This is a genomic window from Streptomyces sp. 2P-4 (genome assembly GCF_030167965.1).
GTDB lineage: Bacteria > Actinomycetota > Actinomycetes > Streptomycetales > Streptomycetaceae > Streptomyces > Streptomyces globosus_A.
On record NZ_CP095011.1, the window covers coordinates 4141112 to 4155906 of the forward strand.

Annotated in this window: 15 protein-coding genes; 8 read left to right on the forward strand and 7 right to left on the reverse strand. The window is 75.3% G+C overall.

Annotation, left to right across the window (positions count from 1 at the left end; all coding sequences use genetic code 11):
* Positions 1–132: 132 nt before the first annotated feature.
* Both MUK52_RS18335 and MUK52_RS18340 read right to left on the reverse strand, forming a co-directional pair.
* Positions 133–792: a response regulator gene (locus tag MUK52_RS18335; RefSeq protein WP_114057985.1), complete on the reverse strand. Its 660-nt coding sequence runs from the start codon at positions 790–792 to the stop codon at positions 133–135.
* Complete coding sequence (locus tag MUK52_RS18340) at positions 789–2009, reverse strand: sensor histidine kinase (RefSeq protein WP_284578332.1); 1221 nt, start codon at positions 2007–2009, stop codon at positions 789–791. Before MUK52_RS18340 ends, MUK52_RS18335 begins: the two co-directional genes overlap by 4 nt.
* Positions 2010–2255: 246 nt before the next feature.
* On the opposite strand from MUK52_RS18340, the gene MUK52_RS33185 reads away from it, so the two are divergent.
* Positions 2256–2384: a type II toxin-antitoxin system HicA family toxin gene (locus MUK52_RS33185; RefSeq protein WP_350206379.1), complete on the forward strand. Its 129-nt coding sequence runs from the start codon at positions 2256–2258 to the stop codon at positions 2382–2384.
* Positions 2385–2461: 77 nt separating this feature from the next.
* Positions 2462–2713 carry a type II toxin-antitoxin system HicB family antitoxin gene (locus MUK52_RS18345; protein ID WP_284578335.1) on the forward strand — a complete coding sequence of 84 codons (252 nt, stop codon included), beginning with the start codon at positions 2462–2464 and terminating at the stop codon, positions 2711–2713.
* 276 nt (positions 2714–2989) lie between these two features.
* Here the strand turns inward: MUK52_RS18345 and MUK52_RS18350 are convergent, their stop codons facing one another.
* A complete protein-coding gene (locus MUK52_RS18350) occupies positions 2990–3916 on the reverse strand; it encodes a cyclase family protein (RefSeq protein WP_114057983.1) in 927 nt (308 codons plus the stop codon).
* Between the two features lie 107 nt (positions 3917–4023).
* Here MUK52_RS18350 and MUK52_RS18355 point away from each other — a divergent pair, with 107 nt between their 5' ends.
* From MUK52_RS18355 to MUK52_RS18365, 3 genes are read left to right on the forward strand one after another with little or no spacing between them, the layout of a single operon-like run.
* Entirely contained in the window at positions 4024–4950 is a 927-nt protein-coding gene (locus tag MUK52_RS18355; protein WP_114057982.1) for an SDR family NAD(P)-dependent oxidoreductase, read from the forward strand.
* Positions 4951–4963: 13 nt separating this feature from the next.
* Complete coding sequence (locus MUK52_RS18360; RefSeq protein ID WP_284578338.1) at positions 4964–6220, forward strand: acyl-CoA dehydrogenase family protein; 1257 nt, start codon at positions 4964–4966, stop codon at positions 6218–6220.
* Positions 6221–6224: 4 nt separating this feature from the next.
* Positions 6225–7289, forward strand: a complete 1065-nt coding sequence (locus tag MUK52_RS18365; protein ID WP_284578340.1) for a Zn-dependent alcohol dehydrogenase — start codon at positions 6225–6227, stop codon at positions 7287–7289.
* Between the two features lie 96 nt (positions 7290–7385).
* Here the strand turns inward: MUK52_RS18365 and MUK52_RS18370 are convergent, their stop codons facing one another.
* Positions 7386–7982 carry a flavin reductase family protein gene (locus MUK52_RS18370; protein WP_284581724.1) on the reverse strand — a complete coding sequence of 199 codons (597 nt, stop codon included), beginning with the start codon at positions 7980–7982 and terminating at the stop codon, positions 7386–7388.
* A 280-nt stretch (positions 7983–8262) separates the two neighbouring features.
* Here MUK52_RS18370 and MUK52_RS18375 point away from each other — a divergent pair, with 280 nt between their 5' ends.
* Positions 8263–9060: a VOC family protein gene (locus MUK52_RS18375; protein ID WP_114057978.1), complete on the forward strand. Its 798-nt coding sequence runs from the start codon at positions 8263–8265 to the stop codon at positions 9058–9060.
* 32 nt (positions 9061–9092) lie between these two features.
* Here the strand turns inward: MUK52_RS18375 and MUK52_RS18380 are convergent, their stop codons facing one another.
* The 3 genes from MUK52_RS18380 to MUK52_RS18390 form a co-directional block, all read right to left on the reverse strand.
* Positions 9093–9929 (reverse strand): enoyl-CoA hydratase/isomerase family protein, encoded by an 837-nt coding sequence (locus MUK52_RS18380; protein ID WP_114057977.1) that lies wholly within the window; start codon positions 9927–9929, stop codon positions 9093–9095.
* Positions 9920–12154, reverse strand: coding sequence for an acetate--CoA ligase family protein (locus MUK52_RS18385; RefSeq protein ID WP_284578342.1), 2235 nt, complete (start codon positions 12152–12154; stop codon positions 9920–9922). The genes MUK52_RS18380 and MUK52_RS18385 overlap by 10 nt, the downstream gene beginning before the upstream one ends.
* A 262-nt stretch (positions 12155–12416) precedes the next feature.
* Positions 12417–13724, reverse strand: a complete 1308-nt coding sequence (locus MUK52_RS18390) for a flavin-containing monooxygenase (RefSeq protein WP_284578344.1) — start codon at positions 13722–13724, stop codon at positions 12417–12419.
* A 173-nt stretch (positions 13725–13897) separates the two neighbouring features.
* Here MUK52_RS18390 and MUK52_RS18395 point away from each other — a divergent pair, with 173 nt between their 5' ends.
* Positions 13898–14350: a DoxX family protein gene (locus tag MUK52_RS18395; RefSeq protein ID WP_114057974.1), complete on the forward strand. Its 453-nt coding sequence runs from the start codon at positions 13898–13900 to the stop codon at positions 14348–14350.
* Entirely contained in the window at positions 14347–14784 is a 438-nt protein-coding gene (locus MUK52_RS18400) for a Zn-ribbon domain-containing OB-fold protein (RefSeq protein ID WP_284578346.1), read from the forward strand. The genes MUK52_RS18395 and MUK52_RS18400 overlap by 4 nt, the downstream gene beginning before the upstream one ends.
* Positions 14785–14795 lie beyond the last annotated feature (11 nt).

Below are 14795 nucleotides of genomic sequence, written 5' to 3' on the forward strand. Positions count from 1 at the left end.
TCGCGAGGGGACGCCAAGGACAGCCTTGACGAGTGCGGGTCGCGGGGTGGCGGCTGCCGCGCCGGGTTCGGGGCGTGCGCGGCTGCTCGCCGCCGGCTGCCCGGGGCCGCGCCGCTGTCACGGGGACCGCCGTCACCGGGGCGGTGCGACCAGCCCCCGGTCGTAGGCCTCGATCACCAGCTGGACCCGGTCGCGGGCACCGAGCTTCGTCAGCAGCCGGGCGACGTGCGACTTCGCCGTCGCCACGGAGATGAACAGCTCCTGCGCGATCTCCGCGTTCGACAGTCCGCGGCCGACCAGCGTCAGGACCTCCTGCTCCCGCTCGGTGACGGCGGCCACGCGCGCGGCCGCCGGCGCCGGTCCGGCGACGAAGTCCGCGATCAGGCGGCGCGTCACACCGGGTGCGAGCAGCGCGTCCCCCGCCGCGACGACCCGCACGGCGGCCAACAGGTCGTCCAGCGCCATGTCCTTCACGGCGAACCCGCTCGCGCCTGCGCGCAGCGCGCCGTGGACGTGGTCGTCCTCGTCGAACGTCGTCAGGATGAGGACGCGGGTGCCGCCGGGGGCCGCGGTGATGCGGCGGGTGGCCTCGATGCCGTCCATCTCCGGCATGCGGATGTCCATGACGACGACGTCGGGGGCGAGCTCGGCGGCGAGCCGGACGGCCTCCGCGCCGTCGGCGGCCTCGCCGACGACCTCCAGGTCGGCGGTGCCGGCCATGAGGACCCGCAGCCCGGACCGGACGAGCGGCTGGTCGTCGGCGAGGAGGACGCGTACGGTGCCGGAGCTCATCGGGCCTCCTCGGCAGCGGGGGCGGCGGCGGGGGCGGTGGCGGCAGGGACAGCGGTGGCGGGCAGCGGGAGCACGGCGGCGACCCGGAACCCGCCGGCGGGCAGCGGGCCGGCGTCGAGGCTGCCGCCGAGGAGGGCGGCCCGCTCGCGCATGCCGGTGATGCCGAAGCCGCTGCCGCCTTCCTGCGCGGGGCTGCTGCGGCCGTCGTCGGTGATGTCGAGGGCGAGCGCCCCGTCCTCGTACGCGACACCGACACGGCAGTGGCGGGCGCGGGCGTGCCGGACGGTGTTGGTGAGCGCCTCCTGGACGATCCGGTAGGCGGCGAGCTCGACGTCCTGCGGCAGCGGCCGCCGCCGCCCCGACACGGCGACGTCGATACGGAGTCCGGTGTCGCCGGCGGTGGCGGCGGCGAGCCGCTCCAGCCCGTCGAGGCCGGGCGCGGGCGCGAGTGGGGCGGGCCCGCCGCGGCGCAGCGCGACGAGGGTGCGGCGCAGGCTCGAAAGGGTGTCCCGGCTGGTCGCCTCGATGGCCTGGAGGGCGTCGCGGGCCTGGTCGGGCCGGGTGTCGATGACGCGGCTGCCGACGCCGGCCTGGATGGCGATGATGCCGATGCTGTGGGCGACCATGTCGTGCAGCTCGCGGGCTATGCGCAGCCGTTCGTCGGTGAGCGCCTGCTCGGTGGCGGCCGCGTGCGCCTGCGCGGCGGCCTCGCGGCTGCGGCGGACGGAGTCCCCGACCAGCCAGGCGAGGACGACGACCGGCAGTTGCCCCTGGACGAGCACGAGGGCGGGCCCGCCTTCGACGGGCCGTGCGAGCTGCACCAGGATCAGGACGAGGACGGTGGCCCCGACCGCGGCGAGCGCGGCCCGTCGGCTCCGGACCACAGCGACCCGCCCGAGCGCCCCGGCGGCGGCGAGCACGGGGACGGTGGCGACGCCGGGACTGTAGTAGAGGAAGACGACGGCGACGCCGAAGCCGAGCGTGAGCACCAGCGTCGCGAGCGGCGCCCGCCGCACGAGCAGCGTGGCGGTGAGCACGGAGGCGGCGGCGAGCATCGCGGCGGGCTCGGCGATGCGGTCGCCGACCCCGAGGGGGACGCGCAGCACGAGGTTGCCCAGGACGAGCGTGGCGAGCCCGGCGCCGCCCCACAGGGCGGCGGTCCGCCACGCCGACCGCGCGGCCCGCCCCCCGCCGCCACCCGCTGTTGAGGTCTCCATGCCCCGACCCTAACGACCGCGCGGGACGCGGCCGTCGGCCCACGGGATGCATCCCGCGGGCGGAGACACGGGGCGTCGCCGGTCAGGGCGCGGTGCCGCACGGGCAGGACGCGCCTGATGCGAAGCCCGTCCTGAACTATGTCTCCATGAGTAGACACAATTTGTCTATCTCGCTGTGTGAAGAAGAGGGATCTCCTCCGAACACTCCGCGCAATCGCTGCGGAGAAGGGGAGTGATCTTGTGTTGGTGAGACAAGGTGGAAGTCACGAGGTCTACGACCTCAAGGGCGCTCGCCTGATCGTCCCGCGGCACAACGAGATCGCTGAAGGGACAGCTCGAGCGATATTCGGGCGGCGGAAGGGGTGTGATCGATGACCGGTGGGGTCACTGGTATCGACCCCGTCGGTTCCGACCCCTTGTTCCACTCCAGAGGCGGTCAGGAAAGGAGAGGAATGACCGTGTACCGCGCGACCGCGCGTCATGACGGAAAGTGGTGGTCCGTTTCGTTTGACAACCTGCCGAAGGGGTACGGCGGCGCCACCCAGGGCCGCACGTGGGCAGAGGCCGAGCGGATGGCCAGGGAAGCCGTTGCCGTCCTGCTCGACATCGACGAGGACTCGTTCGAGCTTGCGATGCGCCCGGCCGACCCGACCATGGCGTCCTTGATCGTTGAAGCGGAGAGGGCCAGGGAGGAGGCGCACTGAGCCGCCGCGAGGGCGCGCAAGGCCTTGGTTGCAGCGGCGGTCGAACTTACCAAGACGGTCACCGTGAGGGATGCGGGTGCCATGCTGCACGTCTCCTACCAGCAGATCGCAAAGCTCGCTCCCAAGGCGGGTTGACGCTCCCCTGGCGGGGCCGACGGTCTCCACCTGGAATCGCGGGATTGCCGGCCCTGAGAGGGGATGTGACCCGGTCCGAGTCCGCCGCTGTCGCGGCCGGCGGTTCACCGGCCGTGGCCGGGCCGCAGCGGGCGGCCCCGGTCACAGGATCGCGACCGGGGCGACCGGGGAGCCCACCGCGCCCGCGAACGGCTCGGGGGCCGCGGTGAGGAGGAAGGTGTACCGGCGTGCTTCTGCACAGGCTGTGGACAGTTCCTCCAGGTTCCAGTTCTGGCCCTGGTGCATGCCCATCTCCACCAGGTGCAGGGCGTGGACCGGGAGCCAGAGGTCCTCGGTCTCCGGGGGGAAGACCTCGAAGGTCAGGGTGTCGTTGGCGACGGCCGCCACGTCGCGGGCGTGGAACCACTCCGGGGTGCGGATCGACAGGCCCGGGGAGGGGAAGGCGTAGCCGTGGCGGTCGCCGGCCAGGCAGAGGGCGATCTGGCCGGTGCGGACGAGGACGATGTCGCCGGGGCGGACCGTCGTGCCGGTGAGCGCCTCCGCCTCCGCCAGGTCCTCCGGGGTCACCGCGTGCCCGCCCGGCAGGCGGTCCACGCCCTTGGCGCGCGCCACGTCCAGCAGGATGCCGCGGGAGACGATCGGGCCGGCCTTGTCGATGCCGCTGAACTGCGCCCGCCCGTGCGCGGTGATGGTGTCGGCGGGGCGGCCGTTGTAGATGCGGCCGGAGTGCGAGACGTGGGTGAGGGCGTCCCAGTGGGTGCCGGCCTGGAGGCCCATCGTCACGGTGTCGTCGCTGCACGCCACGCCGCCGGGCCCGAAGAGCTCCTGGTTGATCTGCACCATCGTGTGCAGCGGGTTGATCCGGCCGGGGATGAGGCCCGCCTGGACGCCGTCCTCCTTCAGCGGGAGGGCGAGCGGGATGCGCCGGCCGGTGCGGATCTCGGCGGCAGCCGCGCGTACGACCTCGTCCGTGATCAGGTTCAGCGTGCCCCTCTCGTCGTCGGCGCCCCAGCGGCCCCAGTTGTTGACGCGCTTGGCGATCCCGTGGAACTCGGCGGGCAGGGCCATGGTCCTCATCAGCTCCTCGCGGCGGAGGGGCACGGGGGCTTGTGCACCCGTGTCCGGCTGCCCATAAAATCTAACGGTCCGTCAGAAACCGCGGGAAGGGGTCCGGCGTGGGGAACTTCTTGGCAGGCAAGGTCGTGGCCGTCACCGGCGCCGGGCGCGGCATCGGCCGCGCCGTCGCCCTCTCCGCGGCCGCCGAGGGCGCCAAGGTCGTCGTCGGCGACCACGGCGTCGGCATCGCCGGCGGCGACCCGACCGGCGAAGTCGCCGAAGCGGTCGTCAAGGAGATCCAGTCAGCGGGCGGCGACGCCGTCGCCGTGACCGACGACATCTCCACCATGGACGGCGGCCGCCGCCTCGTCGACACCGCCCTCGCCCGCTACGGCCGCATCGACGGCGCCGTCTGCGTCGCCGGGATCCTCCGCGAGCGAATGCTCTTCAACATGTCCGAGGAGGAGTGGGACCCGGTCATCGCCACCCACCTCAAGGGCACCTTCACCGTCTTCCGCGCCGCCTCCGCCGTCATGCGCCGGCAGGGCTGCGGCACCCTCATCGGCTTCACCAGCGGCAACCACCAGGGCTCCGTCGCCCAGGCCAACTACAGCGCCGCCAAGGGCGGCATCATCTCCCTCGTCCGGTCCGCCGCACTCGGCCTGCACAAGTACGGCATCACCGCCAACGCCGTCGCCCCCGTCGCCCGCACCCGCATGTCCGCGAACGTCCCCATGGAGCTCAAGGAGATCGGCGAGCCCGAGGACGTCGCCGCGCTCGTCACCTACCTCCTCAGCGACAAGGCCGTCGCCGCCGGCGGGGAGCGCATCACCGGCCAGGTGTACACCGTCGCCGGCCCCAAGATCGCCGTCTGGGCGCAGCCCCGCGAACTGCGCGCCGGCTACGCCGACGGCCCCTGGACCCCGCAGCGCATCGCCGACTTCCTCCCCGGGACCGTCGGCACCGACCCCATGCCGATGCTCGACCGGCTCGACGCCATGGCCAGGGCGGCGGCCGCCAAGGAACGCCCCAACGCCCGCCCGTAGAGGAGGCCCGGACGTGGACTTCGCCTTCGGCGCCGCCGACGACGCCCTGCGCGCCCGCGCCCGCGCCTGGCTCATCGGGCACCTGGTGGGCCCGTACGCCCGCGCCGCCGGCCTCGGCGGGCCCGGCAGCGAGCACGAGGAGGTGGCGGCGCGCCGCGCCTGGGAGCGCGAGCTGGGCCGCGGCGGCTGGATCGGCCAGGGCTGGGCCCTGCCCGCCGGGAGGTACGGGCAGCAGCGGCTCTCGCTCACCGGGCAGGTCGTGTGGGCCGAGGAGTACGCCGCCCACCGGGCGCCCGCCCGGGTCGGCCACATCGGCGAGAACCTCCTCGCCCCCACCCTCGTCGCGCACGGCACCCGCGAGCAGCAGGACCGCTTCCTGCCCGGCATCGCCCGCGGCGAGGAGCTGTGGTGCCAGGGCTACAGCGAGCCCGGCGCCGGCTCCGACCTCGCCGGGGTGCGGACCTCGGCCGTCCGCGACCCCGCCGACGGGCTGTGGCGGGTCACCGGCCAGAAGACCTGGACCTCCCTTGCGCGGGACGCCGACTGGTGCTTCGTCCTCGCCCGCACCGACCCGGCCTCGCGGCGCCGCCGCGGCCTGTCGTTCCTCCTCGTGCGGATGGACCAGCCCGGCCGCGTCGAGGTGCGGCCGATCCGGCAGATGTCGGGGACCGCCGAGTTCAACGAGGTCTGGTTCGACGGGGCCGTCGCCGCGGCGGCCGTCGGGGGCGAGGGCAACGGCTGGGCCGTCGCCACCGGCCTCCTCGCCCTCGAACGCGGCGTGTCCACCCTGGTCCAGCAGATCGGCTTCGCCGCCGAACTCGACCGCGTCCTCGCCGCGTACGCCGCCCGCACCGGCCCCGCCGGCCCCGCGGACGGCGGGGGCGCCGATCCCGTCCTGCACGACCGGCTCGTACGCCAGTGGGCCGAGCTGCGCACGATGCGCTGGCACGCCCTGCGCACCCTGGCCGCATCCGCATCCGCATCCGCCTCCGGACGCGCCCCCGCCGATCCGGGCGCGCCCAGTGTCGCGAAGCTCCTGTGGGGCGGCTGGCACCGGCGGCTCGGGGAGCTGGCGGTGGCGGTCCGCGGTGCCGCGGCCGCGGCCGGGACGGTGCCGTGGGCGCCCGGGCTCCCGTACGAGCAGGGGCTCGGGGAGGACCAGCGGCTGTTCCTGTTCAGCCGGGCCGACACGATCTACGGAGGCTCGGACGAGATCCAGCGGAACATCATCGCCGAGCGGGTGCTCGGCCTGCCCGGAGAGGCACGGTGAACGCATGAGGGGTGTCGTGTTCGACGGCAGGGAGGTCCGGGTCGTCGACGACCTGGAGGTCCGCGGTCCCGGACCGGGGGAGGTGCTCGTCGCGGTGGCCGCGGCCGGACTGTGCCACAGCGACCTGTCGGTCGTCGACGGGACGATTCCCTTCCCGCGGCCGGTGGTGCTGGGGCACGAGGGCGCCGGCATCGTCGAGGCCGTAGGGGCCGGTGTGACGCATGTGGCGCCTGGGGACCACGTCGCCCTGTCCACCCTCGCCAACTGCGGGGCCTGCGCGGACTGCGACCGGGGCCGGCCGACGATGTGCCGCAAGGCGATCGGGATGCCGGGGCGGCCGTTCAGCCGGGCCGGGGAGCCGCTCCACCAGTTCGCGTCGAACTCCGCCTTCGCCGAACGCACGGTGGTGCGGGCGGTGCAGGCGGTGCGGATCCCGCAGGACGTGCCCCTGACGTCGGCGGCGCTGATCGGGTGCGGCGTCCTGACGGGGGTCGGGGCCGTCCTCAACCGGGCGCGCGTCGGGCACGGCGAGACGGTCGTCGTCATCGGCGCCGGCGGGATCGGGCTCAACGTGCTCCAGGGCGCCCGGCTCGCCGGGGCGCGGACCGCGGTCGCCGTCGACGCGAACCCGGCGAAGGAGGCGGCGGCCCGGCTCTTCGGCGCCACCCACTTCGTCGACGCCTCCGCCGGCGGCGCCGAAGCCGCCGTACGGGAGATCCTGCCGACCGGCGCGGACCACGCCTTCGAGTGCGTCGGCGACGTCCGCCTGATCCGGCAGGCCGTCGACCTGCTGGACCGGCACGGGCAGGCCGTCCTGCTCGGGGTGCCGCCGGCCGGCGCGGAGGCGTCCTTCCGCGTGTCGTCGATGTACCTCGACAAGACGATCATGGGCTGCCGGTACGGGTCCTCCCGCCCGCAGCGCGACATCGCCCTCTACGCCGACCTCTACCGGCAGGGCCGGTTGCTCCTGGACGAGCTGGTGAGCGCGGCCTACCCGGTGGAGGACTTCGCCAAGGCCGCGGACGACGCCCGGCACGGGCGCGTGGCACGCGCCGTCCTCACGTTCTGACGCGGGGCCCCGCCGCGCCCCGGCCCGCCTCGACCGCTGCCCCGGCCCGCCGCCCCGACCCGGGAGCGGCGGGCCGGGGCAGCGCTGTGCGCGGCGTCACGCGGTGAAGCGGCCGAAGCGGCCCCGGTGGAACAGCAGCGGGCCGTCCCCGCCGGGCGCGCCGAGCGCCTCGACCCGGCCGACGACGATCAGGTGGTCGCCGCCGGTGTGCACGGCGTGGACGCGGCAGTCGATCCAGGCGGGGACGCCGGCGAGGAGCGGCGAGCCGGTCGCGGGCGCGGGCGTGTGCGCCACGCCTGCGAACTTGTCGCCGCCGCTGACCGCGAACTGCCGGCACAGCCCGTCCTGCCGCTCGCCGAGGACGTTGACGCAGAACACCCCGGCGCGGGCGATCCGCGGCCAGGTCGCCGACGTCCGCGCCACCATGAAGGCGACCAGCGGCGGGTCGAGGGAGAGCGAGGCGAAGGACTGGCAGGCGAACCCGGCGGGAGTGCCGTCCTCGTCGGCCGGGGCGGTCACGACGGTCACGCCGCTGGCGAAGTGCCCGAGGACGGCCCGGAACCCGGCGGCTCCGACGGGCGCGCGCTCGTCCGCGCCGACGGCCCGCAGGTCGGCCCGGGGCAGCGCGGACGGCTCGCGCGCGGCGGAGGCGGAGCCCGCGGACCTGAGGTACCGGACGGCGGCGGCCGCCATCCCTGCGTGTCCCATCACACGACGATTGAAGCTGACGGGCCATCAGATAGGAAGGGGCGCGCACCGGGATGCCCTGCGCCGCCCGGGCCCCGGACCCGGCCCGCCCGCGCTGGGTCCGCCGTACGGGTGAACCGGGCCGGCAGGCCCGCCCGGCGGGCCGGGCGCGCCGCGGCCGCTCGGCAAGGTGGCCCCGGACCTGTCCCGGCCACCCGCCCCGACGGCCCGTTCCCGACCCCTTCCCGACCCGTCCGCGAACCGCGCCGCACCCGCAGGAGGAACCGTGCTCGGAACCGACTTCACCCATGGCTCACCGAACTGGCTCGACCTCGGGAGCCCCGACACCGCCGCGGCCGGCGCGTTCTACAACCGCGTCTTCGGCTGGGACCACGAGCCGGGCCCCGCGGAGGGCGGCGGCTACGGGTTCTTCCGCATCGGCGGCAGGAACGTCGCGGCCCTCGGCCCGCTGACCGAGGAGGGCGCGTCCTCCGCCTGGATGGTCCACTTCATGGCCGAGGACATCCAGGACACCGTCCGCGCGATCCGCGACGGCGGCGGCCGCATCCGCATGGAGCCGACGGACGTGATGGGCGAGGGCTGGCTCGCGCAGGCCACTGACCCGCAGGGCGCCGAGTTCGCCCTCTGGCAGCCCGGCAAGTCCGGCGGCCTGGAGGTGGCGTCCGCCGAGAACAGCCTGCTGTGGGCCGAGCTGCACGTGCCCGACCCGCTCGCCGCCCTCGACTTCTACGGCGGCGTCTTCGGCTGGCGCAGCCAGGAGATGCAGACGCCCGGGATGACGTACCGGGTGCTCAGCGTCCGCGAGGGCGACCAGGAGCAGGCGTCCTTCGGCGGTGTCGCCCCCATGGGCGACGCCGCCGGCGGCGACCGGGGCGGCGAGCGGCCCCGCTGGGTGCCCTACTTCCACGTCGCGGACGCCGACGCCACCACCGCGGCGGCCGACCGCGCCGGCGGGAGCACCCTCATGCCGCCGGTGGACGTCCCCGACGTCGGCCGGATCGCCTGGCTGGCGGACCCCTTCGGAGCGGTGTTCGCCCTGCTCAGGCCCGACCCGCGGATGTAGCGGGCGGCCCCCCCAGCCGCGGCCCCGCCCGCTCAGCGGCCGAGGAACTTAGGCGTACGGCGCTCCACGAAGCCCGCCACGCCCTCGGCCGCGTCGGCCGTCGCCATGTTGATCTCCTGCGCGGCGGCCTCCGCGGCCAGGGCCGCCGCCCGGTCCCCGTCCAGGGAGGCGTTCACCAGCTGCTTCGCCAGGGCGATGGCCCGCGTCGGCCCCTGCGCGAGGCGCTCGGCCCACTCCCGCGCGCACCGCTCCAACTCGCCGTCGGGCACGACCCGGTTGACCAGCCCGAGCCGCGCCGCGTCGGCGGCCGGGACGGCGTCCCCGAAGAACATCAGCTCCTTGGCCCGCTGCGGCCCCACCAGCCGCGGCAGCAGGTACGCGCCCCCGCCGTCGGGGACCAGGCCGCGGCGTACGAACACCTCCACGAAGCGGGCCGACTCGGCCGCGACCACCAGGTCGCACGCGAACGCCAGGTGCGCCCCGATCCCCGCCGCCGTCCCGCCCACGGCGGCGACCACCGGCTTCTCGCAGTCGAGCACCGCGGTGACCAGCCGCTGCGCCCCCTGCCGGATCATCCGCGCCACGTCGCCGGCGACCCGCTGCCCGCCCCCGCCGCCCGTACGCGGTCCCGCCCGCAGATCGGCGCCCGCGCAGAACCCGCGGCCGGCGGCGGTGAGGACGACGGCCCGCACGGCGGGGTCGGCGGAGGCGGCGTCGAGCAGCCCGATGAGGCGCTCGCGCTGCTCCCACGTGACGGCGTTCATCGCCTCGGGGCGGTTGAGGGTGATCCAGGAGACACCGTTCTCGATGCGGTGCAGCACCTGCTCGTCGAGGGGGCGCCCGGCGGGCCCGGCGGCGGTCACCGGCACACGGCCAGCGCGTCCAGAGCCACCGCGCCCTGCCCGCGCGGGAGCACCATCAGCGGGTTGATGTCCAGCTCCGACAAGGCCCCGTCCAGCTCCATCGCCATCCGCTGCACCCGCAGCACGACCTCGACGAGCGCGTCGGTGTCGGCGGGCGGCGCCCCGCGGACCCCGTCGAGCAGGGCCCGTCCGCGCAGCTCGGCGAGCATGGCGCGCGCCTGGTCCTCGCCGAACGGCGGCACCCGTACCGCCGCGTCGTGCAGCACCTCGACGAGGACCCCGCCCAGCCCGACCGTGACCGTCGGCCCGAACAGGGCGTCCCGGGTGACGCCGACGACCATCTCGACGCCGCGCTGCACCATCTGGCAGACGAGGACACCGTCGAGCGGGGCGTCCTCGTAGCGGGCGATGTCCGTGAGCTCCCGGTAGGCGTCCCGGACCTGGCTCGCCGAGGTCAGCCCGATCTTCACCAGGCCCAGCTCCGTCTTGTGCGCGAGCTGCGGGCCCGACGCCTTCATGACGACCGGGTAGCCGACCAGCCCGGCCGCCCGCACGGCGGCCGCCGCGCTCGTCACGAGCTGCTCGCGCGGCACGCGGATGCCGTACGCCCGCAGCAGCTGCTTGGCGGCGTGCTCGCTGAGCTGCTCGCCGGGCCGCATCAGCGCCTGCGCCTTTCGGTACGAGGGGGAGGGGGTGCGGGGGGCGTCGGCGAACGGGGAGCGGTAGCGGGCGGTGAAGCGGTGGTGGCCGAGGTAGGCGCGCACGGCGGTGATGCAGTTGCCGAAGGTGCGGAAGGTGGCGACGCGGGAGGAGCCGAGGAGGGTGGTGCGGTAGGCGTCCTCGGTGCCGACGGGCGAGCCCCACACGACGCAGACGGGCTTGTCGGTGTGCTCGGCGGCGTCGACGAGGTCGCGGACGAGGCGGTCGCTCAGCGGCGGGAACGGCCCGGTGATCGGGCAGACGAGCACGCCGACGGACGGGTCGGCGAGGATCGCGTCGATGATCTTCCGGCCGCGCTCGTCGCCGACGGGGTGGCCGCCGTTGTCGATCGGGTTGGCGGTGCTCAGGTACGCCGGTATCCACTGGTGCAGCTCGTCCTGCCGGGCCTGCGGGAGGGTCGGCAGGTGCAGTCCGGCCGCGGCGGCCAGGTCGGCGAAGTGGGCGCCGGTGCCGCCGGATATGGAGTAGACGGCGACGCCGTCGGCGGTGGGCGGCTTGGCCCGGGCGAGGAGGGCGGCGGTGTCCTGGAGTTCGTCGAGGCCGTCGACGCGGATGACGCCGAACTGGCGCATGACGGCGTCGACGACGTCGTCCGCGCCGGTGAGCTTCCCGGTGTGCGAGGCGGCCGTCCGGGCGCCGGTCTCGGTGCGCCCCACCTTGACGGCGACGACGGGGACCTTGTTGCGGGCGGCCCGGTCGGCGGCCAGCAGGAAGGAGCGGCCGTCCTTGAGGCCCTCCACGTAGGCGGCGATGGCGCCGACCTCGGGGCGCTCGGCGAAGTAGGAGAGGAAGTCGGCGGTTTCCAGGTCGGCCTCGTTGCCGGTGGGCGCCCAGTGCGACAGCCGGATGCCGAGCTCCTGGAGGGCGTACACGGGGCGGCCCTGGTGCCCGGACTGGGTGATGAGCGCGATGGCGGGGCCTTCCAGGTCGTCGCGGAACTCCTCGAAGGCGTTGAGGTTGGTGTTGGGCCCCAGCAGGCGCAGGCCGGAGCGGCGCACCGCGGCGGCGAGCGCGTCCTGCGCGGCGGCGCCCTCGGCGCCGGTCTCGGCGAAGCCGGAGGCGAAGGCGACGGCGAACTTCACCTTGGCCTCGGCCAGCTCCTCGATGACGGGCAGCGGGTCGGCGACGAGCAGCACGGCGAGGTCCACCTGCTCGGGCAGCGCGCCGACGGCCGGATGGCAGGGGAGCCCGTAGACGGCGGAGCGGGCCGGGTGGACGGGGTGGATGCGGGCGCCGACGCGCTCGGCCCAGGCGATGAGCCGGCGGGTGATCCCGGCGGCCGGGCGGCCGTCGGTGTCGGAGGCGCCGACCACCGCGACCGATTCGGGCCGGAAGAGGCGGTCCAGATCCGGCGCGTCGGAGTGCAGCGGCCGCCCGCTGACATCGAGGGGGACGGCGTCCCCGGCGGACGCGGGGGCGGTGCAGTGGACGGCCGCCCGGGGGGTCTCCCCGCAGGCCTCGACGCGCGCACGGAGGTCGGTGGTGAGGGTGCCGTGAGTAGATCCAAGCATCGCTTCGCCCGCTCCTGCTCGAAGGGACCCGGTAACTGACGAGTAATCAGTTTCAGACTACTGAACTGACGGGCCGTCAGGAACACTGCTGCGCGCGAAAGGTGGTGGAGGTGGTGTGTGGAACGCTCCCAGACGGCGAGCGACCGGTCCAGGCCGCGATTCGGCCGAGCTCCACGGCGGCGGGCGGCGCCCGCAGGGGATGTGTGCTGCCGCCGCGGGCGGGCGCCGGGCAGGTGCAGGGCCTGCCCGGCGCCCGCCGGGGTCAGGCCAGCGGGTCCACCGGGGGGAGGCCGGTGCCGGGCAGTCCCGCGTCCTCGCGTCGGCCCTTGCCCGGCGGGCGGATGCCCAGGTGGCGGGAGAGGGCCGCCGCTATGCGGTCGGCGTCCAGGGCCATTTCGCGGAACATGCCGCTGATCGGGTTGGTGTAGCCGGTGAAGTGCAGGCCGGGCGCCTGCCGCAGGGTGCGCGGGCCGTGCGCGAGGGGGCGGCCGCGGCCGTCCAGCACGCCCAGGTGGCCGACCAGGCCCTCCAGGCCGCGCCGGTAGCCGGTCGCCGCCACCACCGCGTCGGGCGCGATGCGCGAGCCGTCCGAGAGGACGACCTCCCCGCCGTCGAACGAGGCCACCGCCGCCACCGGCTCCACCCGGCCCGCGCGCACCGCGTCGATCAGCCCGACGTCCTGCACCGGGATCGCCCCCTCCCGGACCCTGCTGTACAGGCCGGTCGACGGGCGGGGGAGCCCGTACGCCGACAGGTCCGGGACGGACACCCGGGCCACCGCCCGGCCCAGCCGGTCCACCACCCCCACGGGCAGCCGCCGCACCAGGATCCCGGTGCGCTGCGCCGGCCACCCGGCGGTGGAGCGGCGCACGATGTGCGGGGCGGTCCGCACGGCCAGCCGGACCCGCGCCGCGCCGCCCTCGGCGAGGTCGACGGCTATCTCGGCGCCGGTGTTGCCCGCGCCGACCACCAGCACGTCCTGGCCGGCGTACGGGCCCGGGTTGCGGTAGTCGCGGGCGTGCAGCAGCCGGGCCCCGTACGCCTCCCGGCCCGGCCAGTCGGGCAGCGCGGGCGTGTGGTTGAAGCCGGTCGCCACCACCACGGCGCGTGCGGCCAGCACCCGCCCGCCGGTCGCGTGCAGCAGCCAGCCCGGGTCCGCCGCGGCCGCGGCCCGGCTGCGGCGGACCCGCCGCCGTCGCGCCGGCTTGCCGCCGGCCGCGGCGGGATCCGGCCCGGCGGCTTCCGGGGCCGCGCGTTCGATGCGGGTGACCTCGACGCCCGTGACGATCTCCAACTCGTGGAAATCGGCGTACTTCTCCAGGTAGCGCACGACGTCGTCCCGGGACACCCACCGGCCGAAGCGGCGCGGCATGGCCAGCCCGGGCAGCGCGGACAGGCGGCGCGTGGTGTGCAGGTGCAGGCGGTCGTAGTGGCCGCGCCAGGAGGCTCCGACCTCGTCCGCCTTCTCCACGACCACGGCGCGCACCCCGCGGGCCCGCAGTGCGGTGGCCGCGGCCAGGCCGCCGGGGCCGGCGCCTATGACGTAGACGGGGCGGGGCTCGGTGGACATGTCTGGGGCTGTGGGGACTCCGGGCATGAAGTGTGAGCGTATCGACACACAGGGTTGATGGGTCTCGGACGAGGAGGGAATCGGTTGCGGATCGGTCACGGCCTTGCGGGATCGCCGCCGATCCGCTGAACTGACGTACCGTCAGATCAGTGGCTGGGCACACGGAGGTGCCGATGCAGACGATGTGGCTCGGCGGTGTCGAGTGGCTGGCCGTGCTCCGGATCGGCCTCGGCCTGTGGTGGCTCGAAAGCTGGCGGCACAAGGACAGGAAGGGCTGGCTCGAGCGCGGCACCGGCATCGCCTGGGCCGCCGACATCGCCGCGAAGCACCGCTGGCCGTTCGTGCAGCGCGGCTTCGCCGCGGTCGTCCAACCCAGGGCGCGCCTCATGGCGTACGTCGTCGTCCACGCCGAACTCGCCCTCGGCCTGGGACTGGTCCTCGGCTTCCTGACCCCGATCGCCCTCGCGGGCAGCCTGCTGCTGAACCTGCTCTACCTGGTCCTGATGATCCACGACTGGGCGGAGCAGGGGCAGAATTCGATGATGGCGCTCGTCGCCGCCGTCGCGCTCGCGGCGATGGCCTGGCAGACGTGGTCGGTGGACGCCGCCCTGGGGTGGTTCCTGTGACGCCGCACGCCGGGGGCGCAGGCGGCGGGCCGCGCCACGACCTGCCGGAACCCGACGACTTCACCCGCCCCTACTGGGACGCCGCCGCCGAGGGCCGGCTCCTGCTGCGCCGCTGCTCCGAGTGCGGGCGCGCCCACCACTACCCGCGGGAGTTCTGCCCGTTCTGCTGGGCGGGGGAGGACCGGGTGGCGTGGGAGGCCGCCGACGGCAGCGCCACGCTCTACACCTGGTCGGTCGTCCACCGCAACGACCTGCCGCCCTTCGGGCGGCAGGTGCCGTACACGGCCGCCGTCGTCGACCTCGCGGAAGGACCGCGCATGATGACGCGGGTCGTCGACTGCGCCCCGGCCGCCCTCCGTGTCGGGATGCCGCTCAGCGTCGCCTTCCGGGAGACCGCCCCGGGCGTGTGGGTGCCGGTCTTCCGCCCGCGCTGACGGGCCCGGGT